Source organism: Sorangium sp. So ce394 (assembly GCF_051474665.1).
In the GTDB taxonomy this organism is placed as follows: Bacteria; Myxococcota_A; Polyangia; order Polyangiales; family Polyangiaceae; genus Sorangium; species Sorangium cellulosum_D.
This window is the reverse complement of sequence record NZ_CP150339.1, coordinates 10,599,691-10,615,022: the sequence shown is the minus strand read 5'-3', so window position 1 is coordinate 10,615,022 and position 15,332 is coordinate 10,599,691. Positions and strand designations below refer to the sequence as shown.

Below are 15,332 nucleotides of genomic sequence, written 5' to 3'. Positions count from 1 at the left end.
TCCGTTCAGGCCGGCATCAGCGCTTCGGGAGGGACGCCAGCGTCTGGCGCGCGGCCTCGATCTCCCCCCCGAGCGCGATCGCGACCGCGGCCCGCCCCGAGGTGCTCCGCTGTACGAAGGCTTCCAGGTATTTCTTGGCCTCGTCCCAGCGACGGTCGAAGTAAGCCATCTGCCCGAGCACGAAGCGGCCGTACCCCTGGCCCGCCGGCACCTCCGAGAGCCGGTCGATCAGCGCGCCGAGCCCCTCCACCGTCTTGCCGCTCTCGCACTGCACCACGGCGAGGTGCCCCTGGTAGAGCGGCTTGTCCCGCGTGCCCCAGCGCGCCGCGCGCGTGAGCGCGCCGATCGCCTCGTCGTACCGCCGCGCCAGGTGGTACACGCTGCCCAGCGTCCACCAGTGGAACGCCCGCCGGCTCGCCGGCCCCGTGCGCGCCGCCAGCCGGAGGTGCCCCACCGCCCCGTCGATGTCCCCGAGCGCCTGCTTCGCGCGCGCCGCGTCCTGGTGGGCGACGTCGCGCAGCACGCCGAGCGAGAGGACCTGCTCCGCCACCTCGGCCGCCCGCTCGAAGCGGCGCGTCTCGAAATAGGCGAGGTAGAGCTGGCGCAGCAGCATCGCCTGCGTCGTCCGGTCGAGCGGCCCCCGGAGCGACAGCCCCCGCCGCGCCCAGAGCGCCCGGGAGCGCGGCGTCTCCGCGCCCAGCGCCCGCCGCAGCATCTCCTCGGGCGTCAGCGTCTTCGCCGGCGCGCGCCGCCGCGGCGCATTGCTGGGCCGCTTCTCTCGTGGAGCGTCCCGCCCGGCGTCCTCCCCGCCACCCGCAACGACGCTGCCCGCAACGGCTTTCGCCGTCGATTTCGTGCGGTGCCCCCCAGAGCCCGTACGGACGGATCGAGCGCCGTCCACGCTGTCACCGTGCTCGCTCGCCTTGCGCACAGAAAGCAATCGTAACAGACCTGCACACGCGTTCCAGCAATACGCGAGGTTTCCATCTTGACTCGGGCCGGAGAGCGTTCCGGCGCGCCCAGGGCCGGCGCCGGGCCGGCGGGCGTCGGTTTCCGGCCGGGTTCCGGCCGGGAGCTGGACCCGGGTTGCGCCCCACCGGGCGTGGCGCCATCGTCGCGGCCATGCGTCGCCGCCCTGGCTCAACTTCCCTTCTGCGGAGGCGGCGTTCCGTCTCCACGGTCACCGGCTGTCCGCGTCGGGACCGGCTCCTCTGGCTCGCGTCGTGTCTGGCCCTCGTCGGCGGCGCGTCGCTCGCGGCCGGGTGCGGGCACCCGGCGAGCCGCGACGAGTGCGAGGCCATCTTCAAGCGGAGCGCGGAGATCGAGCTCCGGGCCCAGAACGTCGTCGACCCGAAGGTCGTCGAGGAGCGCACGGCGGCGGTGCGGGACGCCCGCGGCAAGGAGCTCATCGACCGGTGCGTCGGGCGGCGGATCACGGACGCCGCCATGGCGTGCGTCCGGCAGGCGGCCACCCCGGAGCAGGTCGATACGTGCCTGGAGTGACGCGGCCCGCGACGCGCGCCGACGTGCTGGCGACGCTGGCGATCGTGCTGCTCGTGGTCGGGGTCGTCGCCGGGCGCGCCGCGCTCCGCCGCCTCTCGCCGCGCCCGACCCCCGAGGCGTGCGCCGCGCTCCTCGACCGCTATGTCGAGCTCGCGCTGCGCGCGGCCACGCCTGAGCCCGCCGTGTCCGAGGTGGCCGAACGGCAGGCGATGGCGCGGGCGGCCGCCGGCGAGCGCGGCTTCGTCCGCTGCGAGGCCGACCTCACCCAGGCGGAGGTGGCGTGCGCCCTGCAAGCGGGCAATGCGGACGACCTGGAGCGTTGTCTGCCCTGATCCGACCGGCGCGCTCGGCGCCAGCCCCGTCGGCCGCGGAGCGGACGCCTGCGTGCGGGCCGGGGCGGAGCCCCGAGGGGACCCGCCCAGCGGACGACCGGCTCCGACATGCGCCCCCACGTGAAGGAACGGGGGCACGTTCCGGATCGTTCCTGGCGCGCCGTGCTGTGATAGTCTCGGCCGTGGCGAGCGCCCCCCGCTGGTGCGATCTCCTCACCTCCCCAACCTCGGATTGCCTGTCGTGAAAGCCCCGTCGCCCCTGCTCGGCTTCAACAACAACGTCCGGCACAAGGGGCGGTTGTTCCACATACAGACCGAGGACTCGGGGATTCGCCACCCGCACATCATCACGCACCTCTTCGCCGACGGCGGGCGCATCCTCAAGACCACGAAGACGTCGTACGCGGAGCACGTCGGCCAGGCCTCGCTCGCCGAGACGGTGCGCGGCATGATGAAGGAGCAGCACAAGGCGATGTTCATCGCCCTGCGCGACGGCCACTTCGACTACCTCTTCGACGACAGCGCCGCGCCGCCCGTCTCGGCCCCCGCGGCCGCTGCGCCCGCCGCCGTCGATCCGAGCAAGGCCGCGCGGCCGCCGGCGCCGTCGTCGCCCGAGGTCCCGAGCGCGCCGAAGCCGCCCCCGCCGTCCCGGCCCCTCGCGCCGCCGGTCGCGTCCCCCGTCGTGCCGCCCCTCGCGCCCGAGGCGGCGCCGCGCCCGAAGCCGGCCCCCGCGCCGACGCCGCCGCCGAGGCCCGCCGCGCCGCCCGCGAGGCCGGCGCCCGCGCCCGCCGCTGCGCCGCCGGCGCGCGCCGCGGCGCCCGAGCCGGCGCCCGCGTCGGCCAGCGCGCGCCCGCGGCTCGAGCTCGACCCGGTCGGGATCCAGGGGCTCGGCGCCGGCGGGCGCGCGGCCAGCCCGCTCACCGGCAGGGCCGTGCGCCCGCCCCCGGAGATCAAGAAGTCCGAGCCGTCCATCGATCTCGATCTCGACGCGCTCGAGCGCGCCGCGGCCGAGGCGCAGACGCCGTTCTTCCAGCAGATCCAGGACCTCCCCCCGCCGCCCGCGTCGGTGATCGGGCGGCGGTCGGAGTCCGCGGCCTCCGGCGCCGGCGTCTACAGCAACGTCCACCCGGAGCACCCCTCGCCGCCGCCCGCGGCCCCCGTCGCGGTCGAGCACTTCTCGGGCAGCCCCGGCTCCGGCCGCTACGCGGCCTCGCGCCCGGCCAGCATCTTCGCCACCAACCGGCCGTCGGAGGGCGCGTCGATCTTCGGGGACGATCTCATCAGCGAGAAGTCGCTGGACGAGGTGATCCTCAGCTACCTCGCGGAAGATCTCGACAGCCCGCCGGAGAAGAAATAATCGCGCTGCCGCCTTTCGTGGCGAACGCCGGGGGCAGGCGCGTGGAGCGAGCGGCGGTCACCTGATGAGCTCGGATCAGACCGCAGGGGAGGACGAGGGGACGCGGCGCCGCGGCGCGGCCTTGGCCCGCATCTGGCTGCGGCCGATGTCGTATCTCCTCGGCGTCAGCATGGCGACCCTGTCGGTCGTCTACCTGCTCGACATCGCGCGGCACGGGAACGAGCGCCTCCCGATCCGCGAGGTGCTGTTGCACATGTCGCCGAGCGACGCCGAGCACATCATGGGCGGCATCGGCGAGGTCATCGCCGCCATCCTCGGCATCGTCATCACGGTCGCCTCCATCATCGTGCAGCTCGCCGCGAACCGGTACACGCCGCGGATCACCGAGATGTTCTTCCGCGACCGGACGAACATGGTCGTGATGGGCTTCTTCGTCGTCAGCGCGGTGTTCTCGCTGTGGGTCAACTTCTCGATCCGCGTCGGCGAGGGCTCGACCGAGCACGCCTTCGTCCCGACGTACGGCGTCCTCGTCACCATGGGGCTGCTCACCGCGAGCCTGCTCATGATGGCGCCCTACTTCCTGTACGTGTTCGACTTCGTCGAGCCCGACAACGTGGTCGGGCGGATCAAGCGGAGCGGCATCGAGCAGGCGCTGCGCCCCGCGGATCAGGAGAGCGACGGCGAGGTCGACGAGCGGCGGGTGACGGCGCTCTCGTCGCTGGAGCAGCTCGCCGACGTGGCGCTCAACGCGATCGACCAGAAGGACAAGGGCATCGCGTCGAAGACCGTCGACTCGCTGTCGGAGCTCGTCGTCGCGTACCTGCCGCACAAGGCGACGCTCGATCCGCGCTGGTTCCAGATCCGCGACCGCCTCGCCAACGACGCCGACTTCGTGAGCATGAACGCCGAGGCGCTCGGCAAGCTCTCGGCCACGCGGACCTGGCTCGAGTACAAGGCGCTCCGCCAGTTCCTCATGGTCTACCGCGAGGCGCTCACGGCGATGCCCGACCTCATCACGCGCATCGCGATCGACACGCGCTACATCGGGCAGACCGCCATCGCCGCGGGCGACCGGGCGGCCGTCGCGGTCGTCGTGAAGTTCTTCAACACCTACATGCGCCGCTCGCTCAACGCGAAGGACATCGCCGCGGCCTACAACAACCTGAACCAGTACCGCTACCTCGCCGAGGAGCTGCTCAAGGCGGGCTGGGGGGATCAGGTCCTCGATATCGCCCGGTATTTCAAGTACTACGCGCAGACGGCGCACGCGATGGGGCTCGCGTTCCTCACCGAGACCGTCGCGTTCGACCTCTGCGTGGTCAACGAGCGCGCGTACGACCTCCACGCACCTGCCCGGGACGAGCTGCTCCAGCTCTTCCTCGAGGTGGACAAGGAAGCCGAGCTCGACCAGCAGGAGCCGTCGCTCCGCGGCGTCCGCAAGGCGCAGGTCAAGCTCGCCACGTATTATCTGCAGAAGGGCGAGGAGGCGCTCGCGCGGCGGATCTACCGCGACATGCGCGACGAGCGGCCCGACCGGCTGCGCTCGATCCGCGCGGAGCTCCTGGCCGTGACGAGCAACGAGTTCTGGGAGATCAACGACCGGGGCGCGGTGTTCGAGTACATTGAGCCCGAGCGGCGGCAGCTCATCCACCGCTTCTTCGAGTGGTTCCCGGCGACGACCATGCGGGAGCCGATCCGCGAGGAGCAGACGCTGGAGTGACGTGTCGGCCGGCGCGCTCGAGGGTGAGCCGGGACGCAGTACACGCAGGCTGGATCCGCGCCGGGCATCGACGCGGCGATTCCCTGAGGCGCGCGGGCGGCGATAGGATCGGGCATGCGCTCCCTGCACCCCCTCGACCCAGCGCAGGAGGGCTAGCCTCGACGAACGCCGAGGTCCCGCGCCGCACACCGAGATGCCCGCCTCACGCCCGCGTCGCAAGCACGCCGAGTCCGATCCTCCGCCGGAGCTGTTCGCCGGCAAGTACCGGCTCGTCCGGATGCTGGGCAAGGGCGCCATGGGCGAGGTGTGGCTCGCCGAGCAGGAGCAGCCGCCGAGCTCCCGGCGCCGCGTCGCGCTGAAGCGGCTGGCCCCGCGGCCCGAGCTCGGCGACGCGGCGAGGGAGTCGTTCTTCGCCGAGGCGGAGGTGATCGCGCGGCTCGATCACCCGAACGTGGTGCGGCTGATCGAGCTCGGCGACTGCGAGGGCTCCGTGTACCTCGCGCTCGACTACATCGACGGGCCCGCCGTCGATCGCGTGCTCAGGAAGGTGGGCGCGCTCTCGCCGCGCGCGGTGGCGTACCTCGGCCGGGAGATGGCGCGGGCGCTCGAGGCGGTGCACAGCCTGCGCGAGGCCGACGGGCGGCGCTACGCGGTCGTCCATCGCGACGTCTCGCCCTCCAACATCCTGATCGCGCGGGACGGCCGCGTCTGCCTGACCGATTTCGGGGTCGCGCGGATCCCGGGCCTCGCGGGTGAGCAGGCCGACGGCGCCGTGTTCAAGGGCAAGCTCCCGTACATGCCCCCGGAGCTCGCGCGCGGCGAGCCGTTCGACGGGCGCGCGGACGTGTTCTCGCTGGGGCTCACGCTGCTCGAGGCGCTGCTCGGCAGCCGGGTGCGCAAGGCCGACACGCAGGCGCAGCTGATCATGCGCGTCGCGTCGACGCCGATCCCGCGCGCGCGCGAGCTCTTGCCCGACCTGTGCGCGCCGCTCGCGGACGCGCTCGACGCGGCGACCGAGTTCCGTATCGACAAGCGCATCGCCAGCGCGGGCAAGCTGGCCGAGGCGCTCGAGCAGGTCCTCTGCGGGATGGGGCACGGCGCCGAGGACGAGGCCAGGAGCGAGCTGAAGGAGCACGTCGAGGCGTACATCGCGAGGGCGGGCTCGCTGAGCGGCGCCGGCTGCTACGCGTCGCCGTCGCTCCCGCCGGCGAGCGGGCCGGGGCAGAGCTCGCCGGATCTCCTGGGGAGGGCGCAGTCGGGCGTGCCGGGCGCCGCGTCCGGGGATCGACCGTCGGGCCGCCCGTCGGCGCCCGACGCGCGGCGGAGCGCGCCGTCCCTCCGCAGGAGCGGCGCCCCGCGCCCGCTCGGCGCCGCCGTGGGCTCGCTCTCGGTGCAGTACCTCGATTTCGACGGCCCGGAGGACACGCCGCCGCGCCCGCGCGCGCTCGCGGCGTCGACCACGCCGGAGGGCGAGCTCCAGCGGAGCCGCGCCGCGGCGGAGGCCCCGGGCGGCGCGGCGGCGGCGCAGAAGATCGGCAGGGCGAGCGCGGCGGGCAAGGCGAGCGCGGCGGGCAAGGCGAGCGCGGCGGGCAAGGCGAGCGCAGCGAGCAAGCCGAGCGTGGCGAGCGCGCCGGCGGGGGCGAGCAGCCTGGCCGGGGTGTCCGCGGCGCGCGGCAGCGGGGAGATCGCGCCGGGCGAGGCGCCCGACAGCGGCGGGCTCACCGCCGAGCAGCTGCGGCGCAAGCGGACGATCTTCTTCGCAGGGCTGTTCGTGCTGGGGGCGATCGCGACGATCCGCCTGCTGGTGGTGTCGAGCTGCTAGCGCCAGACGCTCGCAGACGATCTTTCTCTATCAGCACATCCGGTTGCGCCACTTCGCACGGCGATCTCGTCAGGGTGCGGGCCAAGTCTTCGAAGAGAGAAGAGAAGGAATAAATCACAGAGGCATAGAGGCACAGAGCCATAGAGGAGAGAGAAAGAAAAGAGCTCTTTCCTCTCTTCTTCTCTGTGTCCTCTGTGCCTCTGTGCCTCTGTGCCTCTGCGGTTTGTCTTCTTTTCGCCCTTGCGGTCTCTCCTCGTGCTGCATGCGGTGCTTTCGCGGAGAGGGGCTCGGAGCGACGGAGCTCGTCGCGTGCTGCCGCGAACGCGGGATCATTCCTCCGGCTCGTCGTCTCCGAACAGCACGTCGACAGGGAGCGCAATGGCGTCGAAGGGCTCCGCGCGGGCGATCTCTCCCCGCTGCGCCGCCAGGATCTCGATGTAGCCGTCCGGCCCCCAGCGATGGACGGCCAGCGTCTCCTCGGCCGGGTCGACGATCCAACAACGCGGCACCTGGCATTGATGGTAGGTGCGCTTCTTCTTGACGAGGTCGTTGCGCCGGTTCGTCGAGAGGATCTCGCAAATCCAGTCGGGGAGCAGGGTGATGGGGACGCCGGTGGGGCGCTGGGGCGCGCGTTCGCGGCGCCAGCCGACGACATCGGGACGGTACACCTGCGCCGGCGCGAAGGAGATCTCGACCTCGGTGGCGAACCACCATCCGCCCGGCCAGCGTCCGCCAGGGCGACGGCCGAAGCGGTGGTTGAGGGCGGTCACGAGATCCGCCTGCGCGCCGCCGTGCTCCCCGGTGGCCACGCCCTTTTCGAGCAGCTCCCCGTCGATGATCTCGTGACGTCGGTCCGCCTCGGGGATGGCGAGGAGGTCCTCCAGTTTGGCGGGCTTGCTGGCGAGTTGCTTCGCGACGCCGCTCATGCCTGGAGCATAGTGCAGGCTCGACGGCATGGGGGCGCAGGCGTCAGCCGATCTGGAGCGCGCGCAGGACGGCCGCCTCGTTCAGCGCGTGACGGCCGCCCTGGACCGCGGCGAAGCCCGCGTGGGCGAGCGCGGCGAGCGCGCGCGCGGCGCGCCGGATCTCGACCTGGCTGCGCGAGCCGCCGCGCGCGGCGAGCTCCTCCGCGGTCAGCGCCGCGCCGCCGGCGAGCAGCTTCGCGGCCAAGGCGACGTGCGCCGCCGAGCGGGGCGAGCGCCGCCGCGCGTGGCTCCTCGCGGCGCTCACCATCCGCTGGACGCCGCGCGCCTGGAGCAACGCCGCGGGCGGCATCGCGAGATCCCGGAGCGACGGCGAGGAGGGCCTCGCGGCGACCTTCACGGCGGCGCCGCCCGGCGCCGGCGCGAGCGGGGCCGCGGGCGGCGCTGGGAGGTGGCTCCGCGGCGCGCCGGGGGCGTGCGCGGCGAGCGCGCCGGGGGCGTGCGCGGCGAGCGCGCCGGGGACGTGCGCGGCGAGCGCGCCGGGGGCGGGTGCCGCCGGCGAACCGGGAGCCGGCGCCGCCTGCGGACGCGCGCCGTCGCTCTGGCCGGCGCGCGCCACGATCTCGTTCTGGATCACCACCTTGACCACGCCGGCGACCTGCAGCGCCGTGCGCAGCCGCTCTGCCTCGGCCTCGGCCGCCCTGCGCGCCTCGTCGGCCTGCTCGAGCTGCTGCTTGAGGCGGCGGATCTCGGCCCGCAGCGCGGCGCTCGGATCCGGCGCCGCCGGGCGCGCGATCTCGCCCGCGAGCGCCTCGCGCAGCTCGTCGATGAGCGTGCTCAGCGCGGCGTCGGCGATGCGCGGCGCGGCGCCGGCCTCGCCGGTCCAGCTCGGCGCGTCGCCGCCGTGGGCGGTGTGGCGGGCGCGCCAGCGCTCGAAGCGCCCGACGGCGGGCAGGTAGAACTCGCCGGACGGGAGCGCGCGGAACTCCTCGAACGTGTGGCCGTCGACGAGCGCCTTCACCGCGTCGTAGTCGCGCTCGATCTCGAAGCCGCCGATCGCCGGGAAGTTGAGCTGGCTCATGAGCTCCTTCGAGACGGCCTGCGTGCGCTGGCTCGCGACGACGAGGAGGACGCCGCGCTTGCGGCCCTGCTTGGCGAGGCGGTGCAGGATCTCCGAGGTGAGCGACGCGCCCGATTGGGGGGCGAAGAGGTGCACCTCCTCGACCACGACGGCCGCGGGCGCGCGGCGCTCGGACAGGAGCGCCCAGAGCCGCTCGAGGAACGGGAGCGCGGCCTCCTGCTGGGCGCGGCTCGTCGGCTGATCGGACAGGTCGACGACGAGGCCGAGCCCTTCGTCGAGCACCCGCGCGAGCGCGAGCTCCGCCGCGCGCTCGCGGGACGAGAGCGGCAGGTCCGCGTGGGCGCCGCCGAGGACGAGCGCGCGGAACCGCTCCCGCAGCGTGTGGAGCTCCCCCTCGGGATCGATCGCGACCACCGGGATGCCGGCCGCGAGCAGCTCCTCGCAGAAGACCCCGACGCCGAAGCTCTTGCCGCGCCCGGACGAGGCCCAGATGCCGACGCGCAGGCCGGTGCGGGCGTAGTCGGAGAGATCGAGTCGGTAGCCGTGGCAGAGGGAGAGGATGGGGCTCAACGGGTCGCCTCCGTGGGGCTCGGGGCTGGTCGCGCTCGCCGGTGGACTGTAGGCGAGCGCGGCGGGGCGGGCGAGCCGGGCGGGCGGCATGGCACGGAAGCGGCGGGCCCCCGGGCGGTGGCCTCGAAGGAGCTACCGCGCGTTGGAGGCACGGTGCGCGCGGGGGTGGCGCTCCGCCGGCGGCGCTGCCTCGACCGCTGACCACAGCGGCGGGTCCGCACCCGCTGTGGCGCCGGCAGGGGGTGAACCCCCCGGCGCTCGGGCGCGAGGCCAAGCTGGATGGGCCGACCACCAGGCGATCGGGTGCAGGGCCAGGTGCGAGGGGGGTCGAACCCCCCCGCGACCAGGCGCGATGCCGGGCGAGACCGAGCAGCCGCCGATCGCGTGATGGCTGGACCGACCGGCGCGCCCAGCCGCGGTCCCGCACGCGGGGGCGCGCTGCCGCCGTTCGCAAGCACGGGCAGCATACGTCCTGCCTGGTACGTGCTCTGCGATGCGGCGGATGCTCGCCTTTGTGAGAAATATCGGCGCGAGAACGCAATGGAGTCCGGCCAAAGCTCTGGCGTTCTGACCAGCTACCGAGATTGGCGGTAAAGCGGTTGCTACCGTTGTATCGGAGGTATCGGGCGAGCCTCTGGTCGATAAGATGTACGTCCTCGATATGGGTAGCAGTGGTTCTCCCGCTCCGCGGGCGCCTGCGCTTCCAGCGCCCGCGCCGCGAGGATCGAGCACGCTACTCATCGAGCCCCTGCGTGGGGCGCTCTCCGAGACGCTGGATGCGCTGCCCCGAGGGGCCACCCACCACGACCCAGGGAGCCGCCGGGTCGTACGCCGTAGCGCCCCATACCGGCAGCGGCGGTCCTTGAGCGATCTCAGCAAGACCGTGTCGCTTTATTTCATCACCGATAGCCGTCAACCTATAGCGAGCCTCTAGCATAGGTGCCCTGTCCGTCCTATAGGGCACACTCTCCAGCGCTGCCTCAGGCCCACGGTGCTCGGCCCACTGGCGCAGCCGCATGGCAAAATAGCAATCGCTGATGCGTATCATCCAATCATTGAGCAGCTCTGCGCCAGCCGGCGAACGGTGCATCAATACGTCCACGGGCGTCGACCAGTCTTCGCCGAGACACGAGAATAAGAGCTCGTCAATCCGAGATAGGGTGAGCGTGCTGCCGTCCACCCGAGGAAAGAATGCCGCTTGGTGGGTGCCCAGCTCTATGAGATCCTTCCGTGCTCGATCTGCGCGCCCACCCTCGGTGGACAGGACCGGAGACCGACCGGATACCTTTCGCCAAGAGCGCCCCATATGCTGGACGCGCGTCCGAGGTAGAGCGCGCGCCTCGTCCAGACCGCGGCGCGCGTCAGCCGGCTTCACGTGGACGAACCCACGGCTAAACCCATCCTCCGGCGCATCTCCCAGGACGACGATGTCGAGATCCGGGCGCTCGGGCCGATAGCGGAGCCTCCACGCGCAGAGCGCCCACAGCATCAACCTATCGCTCCACAACCCGGACGTCCATACGACGGTTCTCTGCTGTGATTTCAACGCATTCATAACATCATGAAACCGCGAGCGAAATTGCGTTCTTTCCCGCCCTTGGGGGTTCCAATAATCGCACCGCAGCGCACAATGGTCTTCGGGATCGGACGCGCACGGCCCTTCCAGAACGTTATCGCGCACGAAACGTACAGGAAGGCGAAGCCCGCGCCGCACCGCTCTCCGAATGTCCTCATTTGTCGCGACGTGTATAGTCATTGAAACCTCAGAATAAACACTTTTTGCAATCCGGCGATGGAGGATCCCCGGACTCACACCGCCTAAAGCAGGTTCGGCACTTTTGTGCCATCGCTTCCAGAACCTGGTCTTGCACAAGACCACGGACCGTGGTTTATGCAATCCTGATACTTCTCGTCGCAGCTGCGATTGCTTGTTTGCTCGCAGCCGGCCCGGCAGCCTCGATAGGTCGCGTGCGCGCTGTCCTGACATGCCCTTCGTTGCGCCTCGTCATCGGCCTTCCCACACTGAGCCGATGCGTGCTCGTAGTCCGCCTGACACTTCTCGTTGCATGGGCTCTCGGCCGCGATGTTGCGATGTTGCAGACGGCAGGAGGTGCATCCAAACCGTCTCGCGGCTCTGGAGGAGCGTCCCCGAAGCCGCCGGCCCCGCTCGGAAGGATGATGCCGCCGCCGGCCCCGTCCGATCCCTCTCCGCGGAGATAACAATCACCCATGTCGAAATTACACGCCATTGGGGCGAAACATGGAACGATAAAGACTTTCTTCACTTCGAGCTCCCCCCGAATCTCCAGATGGGTCCAGCGGTGACCATCATGACCAAGCTACCGGGAAGAACGAGGCTGCTCCCGCCGGCCCAGTCCACGTTGGCGCTCACGGATGCGCCCAGCCGCCCGGCGAAGTACCAGTCGGATTGGGCGCGACCACCTGGAGCGATCCCCATCACCCGGTCGCAGATCACCGCACCACATACAGGCATCACGTAAACCGACAGGGACGGGCCGATGCTGACGTTGCGTGTCTCCGTGACGTACCCGAAAGTGACCGCCGTTCGGTCGTAGAACCCTACCCGTGACCCGGAACGATGCTGAACATGTTGTGGACGTCGATCCGAAAGTCGTTCTCCCTGCGCCAGAGCACCCCGACGAACGGGCTCACCGCGAGCTTGGGCTCGGTCCCGATCTGGATCCCACCCACGCTCACGCCGCCGCTGAACTCGGATGCGGCTGCGGGCGCCAGGGCAACGACGAGCGCGCAGGCGCAACCCCAACGTGCGAGCGTGGTTGTTCGCGTGGACGACTTGCACCCCACGCTCCCCCCGACCGTTCCGGATGCTCTGATACGATCTTTGAACGATAAGGGGGCGTCAAGGGGGGAAGGTTAGGGCGCTGACGAAATCCGCGGCGCGTCATCACACCCGACCGCTGTCGTTGTCGGGTACGCCGGCAGGACGACCTACCTCGCGGTAGAGCCCGAGCGCCGTTGAGGCGCCGTGTGCGGCGGAGCTCCGGCGCTGTTCTGCCCGGCGATCCGTGGCGCGGGCGCCATTCGGGAACCCAGCAATTCCGGGTGCTTGGACGTAAAGGCTCGCAAGCGAGCCTCGTTCGTACGCCGTGGTCCCGATAGAGAAACCCAAACGAGGAGCGTGGCTGATGGGTATGAAGTTCTTCGGTTTTTCGACGCCACAGAACGAGCTTGATCCCGGCGCGCCGCCAGAGGTACGACGCAGGAACCCCCATGAGCGCGCCGCCACGTCCCCACGACCGCCGACCCGGGCTGGCCGGGTGGTCCGTGCGAGTTGCACGAGGGGAGCGCGGCCTGCCGACGAAAGGACCCGTCCATGTCCGAAGATCTGAAGGATGAGCGAGCGATCCGGAGCGTCATCACCCGTGTCGCGCACAACCTCGACCGGCGGCGCTGGGTCGAGCTCCGCGGCTTCTATGCGGATGTCGTGGTGAACGATTTCTCATCGCTCCTCGGCGGCGAGGCGCTCACGCAGAAGGCCGACGACCTGCTGGCGTCCTGGAAGAAGTTCCACGGCGCCATCGATGCCTCGCAGCACTTCCTCGGCCCCATCGACGTCGAGGTGAGCGGGAAAGAGGCCTCCGCCGAGTGCCACGTGCGCGCTTACCACCGGTTCGCGCGCGCGCCGGGCGGCGAGGACTGGATGGTCGCGGGGCACTACCGCTATGGGCTGATCCGGGAAGAAGGCGGCTGGAAGATCAAGCAGGTAATCTTCGAATTCTCCTACCAGACCGGCAACACGAACATGTTCGCGGAAGCGAGTCAGTAACGCCGGCTGCTCCGCGCATCGCCGGCGCCGGGAGGCGGCCAGCTCGAGGGGGGCGCGACCCGGCCATGCGCCTCGGGGCGCTCGATCGCGAGCCCCGCCGGCGACCGAGCAGCGCTACCCTGCCGCGCATGCGCGACCCCCTCCCCGTGCCCCCCGGCCCCCTCGTCGATGTCCCCTGGCTCGCAGCGCACGCCGGCGATCCCCGCGTCCGCGTCGTCGACTGCCGCTGGTACCTCAGCGGCCGCCGCGGCGCCGACGAGTACGCCCGCGGGCACATCCCGGGCGCCGTCCACCTCGACGTCGACGCCGACCTCTCCGGTCCGGCGCAGGCCGGCCCCGGGCGCCACCCGCTGCCCGACGCAGCGGCGTTCGCGCGCGTGCTCGCCCGGATCAGCGTCGCGCCGGATTCGCTCGTCGTCGGCTACGACGACGCGGGCGGCGCCATCGCGGCCAGGCTCTGGTGGCTGCTGCGCTACTTCGGCCATCCGGGCGGGCGCGTGCTCGACGGCGGCCTCCAGGCGTGGACCTCGGCGGGGCACCCGCTCTCGACCGACGCGCCCGCGATCGCGCCGGCGCCGCCGATGGAGCTCGCCGCCGGCGGGGCCCCGGTCGCCGACAAGGCGGCCGTCGACCGGCTGCGCCGCGAGCCGTCGGCGGTGATCCTCGATGCGCGCGCCCGCGAGCGCTACGAAGGGCAGACCGAGCCCGTCGACGCGCGCCCTGGCCACATCCCCGGGGCGCGCTCGGCCCCGTTCGCGGAGAACCTCCGCGCGCCGGCCGGGCCGTTCCGCGAGCGCGCCGAGCTCGAGCGGCGCTACCGCGATCTCGGCGCGCTCGAGGCGAGCACCGTCGTCTGCTACTGCGGCTCGGGCGTCACCGCCTGCCACGACCTGCTCGCGCTGGCGACGCTCGGCCGCGCGGACGCGATCCTCTACGAGGGGTCGTGGAGCGACTGGGCCCGGGACGCCGCCCTGCCCGCGGCAAAGGGCTCCGATCCCTGAGCGGTGCCAGGCGAGCGCGCGGCGCCAGGCGCTAGGCGAGCGCGCGGCGCCAGGCGCCAGGCGAGCGCGCCAGATCAGGCGAGCGCGCGGCCGACCACGGCCTCGATCGTCTCGTGCAGGTAGCGCACCGCGAGCGCGAGCGTGCGGGCCGCGCTCTCCGGCGTCGGCTGGAGCGCCGGCGCCACCTCCATGACGTCGCCGCCGATCAGGCCGACCTCGCGCCCGAGACGGCGGATCAGCGCGACCACGAAATCGGGCGAGAGGCCGTCCGGCTCCGGGGTGCCGGTGGCGTCGGCGTACGCGGCGTCCGTGCCGTCGATGTCGTTCGAGAAATACACGCCCTCGACGCCGGTGCTCTTCACGTGCGCGACGATGGCGTCGAGCGCCGCCTCGGGATCCGCGCGGCACTCGGCCGCCCAGAACTGCCGCACACCGTAGCGGCTCTCCCAGTGCTCGCGCGGCTTCTGGGAGGCGCGGACCCCCACCTGGGTCAGCCGGCCGCCCCGCCCGACCAGCTCGTTCGCGTGGTACGACCAGGTGGCGAAGCAGTACGCGACCCCGAGCCGCTCCTCGAGGAGATCGGTGTGCGCGTCGGGCTGCACGATGCCCCACGGCCGCCGCCGCGCGCCTCTCGCGCGCGCGGTCGCGATCGCGCGCGCGACCGGCAAGGCCGTGGAGTGATCGCCGCCGAGCACGATGGGCGCGACGTCGGGGTTGATCGAGAAGACGAGATCGAGCGCGCGCTCGGCGATGGAGAGCGGCGAGACCGGCAGGCGCGCGGCCACGGGCTCGGGCACGCCCGGGTAGAGGGCGCGGCGCGACGCGGCCTTCTGGGCCTCCGAGAGCATGTCGTCGTGCAGGAGCTGCGGGACGACGAACACGTCGCCGATGTCGACGAGGCCGATGTCGCGCGCCCGCTCGGGGAAATCCGGGTGAGCGTCGAGGAGCGCGGTCCGGATCGCCTGCGGGCCCATGTTGGAGCCGCGGAGGAACCCGGCGCCGACGTCGGAGGGGACGCCGAGCAGGACGGCGCGCGCGCCGGCGATGCGGTCGAACGACGCGCGGAACCGGGCGAGGACCTCGTCCTGGGTCGAGGCGCCGTAGAGCCGTCGCTGGACCTCGAGCTGCTGCGCGCGCCCGGTCGAGACGAGGTAGAGGCCTCCGGCCGCCGGGCGCAGCAGGAGCGCGAGCTCTTCGTGCGGGGTCATGCCCGAC

At 72.1% G+C, this 15,332-nt stretch carries 12 protein-coding genes; 7 read left to right on the top strand and 5 right to left on the bottom strand.

Annotated elements, in window-relative coordinates; translation table 11 throughout:
- Window positions 1-16: 16 nt before the first annotated feature.
- The gene (locus tag WMF33_RS39260; RefSeq protein WP_437333409.1) at window positions 17-715 is read right to left on the bottom strand and encodes a tetratricopeptide repeat protein; all 699 of its coding nucleotides are present in this window, start codon (window positions 713-715) and stop codon (window positions 17-19) included.
- Window positions 716-1,122: 407 nt separating this feature from the next.
- Between WMF33_RS39260 and WMF33_RS39255 the strand changes: the two genes are divergently transcribed.
- The 5 genes from WMF33_RS39255 (at window position 1,123) to WMF33_RS39235 (ending at window position 6,734) form a co-directional block, all read left to right on the top strand.
- A complete protein-coding gene (locus tag WMF33_RS39255; RefSeq protein WP_437333408.1) occupies window positions 1,123-1,503 on the top strand; it encodes a hypothetical protein in 381 nt (126 codons plus the stop codon).
- Window positions 1,500-1,835: a hypothetical protein gene (locus tag WMF33_RS39250; protein ID WP_437333407.1), complete on the top strand. Its 336-nt coding sequence runs from the start codon at window positions 1,500-1,502 to the stop codon at window positions 1,833-1,835. The genes WMF33_RS39255 and WMF33_RS39250 overlap by 4 nt, the downstream gene beginning before the upstream one ends.
- A gap of 241 nt (window positions 1,836-2,076) precedes the next feature.
- Window positions 2,077-3,192 carry a hypothetical protein gene (locus WMF33_RS39245; RefSeq protein ID WP_437333406.1) on the top strand — a complete coding sequence of 372 codons (1,116 nt, stop codon included), beginning with the start codon at window positions 2,077-2,079 and terminating at the stop codon, window positions 3,190-3,192.
- 64 nt (window positions 3,193-3,256) lie between these two features.
- Window positions 3,257-4,912, top strand: coding sequence for a DUF2254 family protein (locus WMF33_RS39240; RefSeq protein WP_437333405.1), 1,656 nt, complete (start codon window positions 3,257-3,259; stop codon window positions 4,910-4,912).
- A 193-nt stretch (window positions 4,913-5,105) separates the two neighbouring features.
- Window positions 5,106-6,734, top strand: coding sequence for a protein kinase domain-containing protein (locus tag WMF33_RS39235; protein WP_437333404.1), 1,629 nt, complete (start codon window positions 5,106-5,108; stop codon window positions 6,732-6,734).
- Window positions 6,735-7,063: 329 nt separating this feature from the next.
- Here WMF33_RS39235 and WMF33_RS39230 read toward each other — a convergent pair whose 3' ends face one another.
- From WMF33_RS39230 to WMF33_RS39220, 3 genes are all read right to left on the bottom strand, one after another.
- Window positions 7,064-7,660, bottom strand: coding sequence for a Uma2 family endonuclease (locus WMF33_RS39230; protein ID WP_437333403.1), 597 nt, complete (start codon window positions 7,658-7,660; stop codon window positions 7,064-7,066).
- A gap of 43 nt (window positions 7,661-7,703) precedes the next feature.
- A complete protein-coding gene (locus WMF33_RS39225; protein WP_437333402.1) occupies window positions 7,704-9,308 on the bottom strand; it encodes a helicase HerA domain-containing protein in 1,605 nt (534 codons plus the stop codon).
- Window positions 9,309-11,888: 2,580 nt separating this feature from the next.
- Window positions 11,889-12,026, bottom strand: a complete 138-nt coding sequence (locus tag WMF33_RS39220) for a hypothetical protein (protein ID WP_437333401.1) — start codon at window positions 12,024-12,026, stop codon at window positions 11,889-11,891.
- A gap of 637 nt (window positions 12,027-12,663) precedes the next feature.
- Here WMF33_RS39220 and WMF33_RS39215 point away from each other — a divergent pair.
- Both WMF33_RS39215 and WMF33_RS39210 read left to right on the top strand, forming a co-directional pair.
- Window positions 12,664-13,116, top strand: a complete 453-nt coding sequence (locus WMF33_RS39215; RefSeq protein ID WP_437333400.1) for a nuclear transport factor 2 family protein — start codon at window positions 12,664-12,666, stop codon at window positions 13,114-13,116.
- Window positions 13,117-13,244: 128 nt separating this feature from the next.
- Window positions 13,245-14,117: a sulfurtransferase gene (locus WMF33_RS39210; RefSeq protein WP_437333399.1), complete on the top strand. Its 873-nt coding sequence runs from the start codon at window positions 13,245-13,247 to the stop codon at window positions 14,115-14,117.
- A 74-nt stretch (window positions 14,118-14,191) separates the two neighbouring features.
- On the opposite strand, the gene WMF33_RS39205 is transcribed toward WMF33_RS39210, so the two are convergent.
- Window positions 14,192-15,325 carry an arginase family protein gene (locus tag WMF33_RS39205; RefSeq protein ID WP_437333398.1) on the bottom strand — a complete coding sequence of 378 codons (1,134 nt, stop codon included), beginning with the start codon at window positions 15,323-15,325 and terminating at the stop codon, window positions 14,192-14,194.
- Between the last annotated feature and the right edge of the window lie 7 nt (window positions 15,326-15,332).

Bases quoted from the DNA above. Each gene is read 5' to 3' on its own strand.
- WMF33_RS39205 (WP_437333398.1), bottom strand. From the start codon at position 15,325: ATGACCCCGCACGAAGAGCTCGCGCTCCTGCTGCGCCCGGCGGCCGGA.
- WMF33_RS39235 (WP_437333404.1), top strand. From the start codon at position 5,106: ATGCCCGCCTCACGCCCGCGTCGCAAGCACGCCGAGTCCGATCCTCCG.
- WMF33_RS39240 (WP_437333405.1), top strand. From the start codon at position 3,257: ATGAGCTCGGATCAGACCGCAGGGGAGGACGAGGGGACGCGGCGCCGC.
- WMF33_RS39210 (WP_437333399.1), top strand. From the start codon at position 13,245: ATGCGCGACCCCCTCCCCGTGCCCCCCGGCCCCCTCGTCGATGTCCCC.
- WMF33_RS39230 (WP_437333403.1), bottom strand. From the start codon at position 7,660: ATGAGCGGCGTCGCGAAGCAACTCGCCAGCAAGCCCGCCAAACTGGAG.
- WMF33_RS39260 (WP_437333409.1), bottom strand. From the start codon at position 715: ATGCTGCGGCGGGCGCTGGGCGCGGAGACGCCGCGCTCCCGGGCGCTC.
- WMF33_RS39215 (WP_437333400.1), top strand. From the start codon at position 12,664: ATGTCCGAAGATCTGAAGGATGAGCGAGCGATCCGGAGCGTCATCACC.
- WMF33_RS39255 (WP_437333408.1), top strand. From the start codon at position 1,123: ATGCGTCGCCGCCCTGGCTCAACTTCCCTTCTGCGGAGGCGGCGTTCC.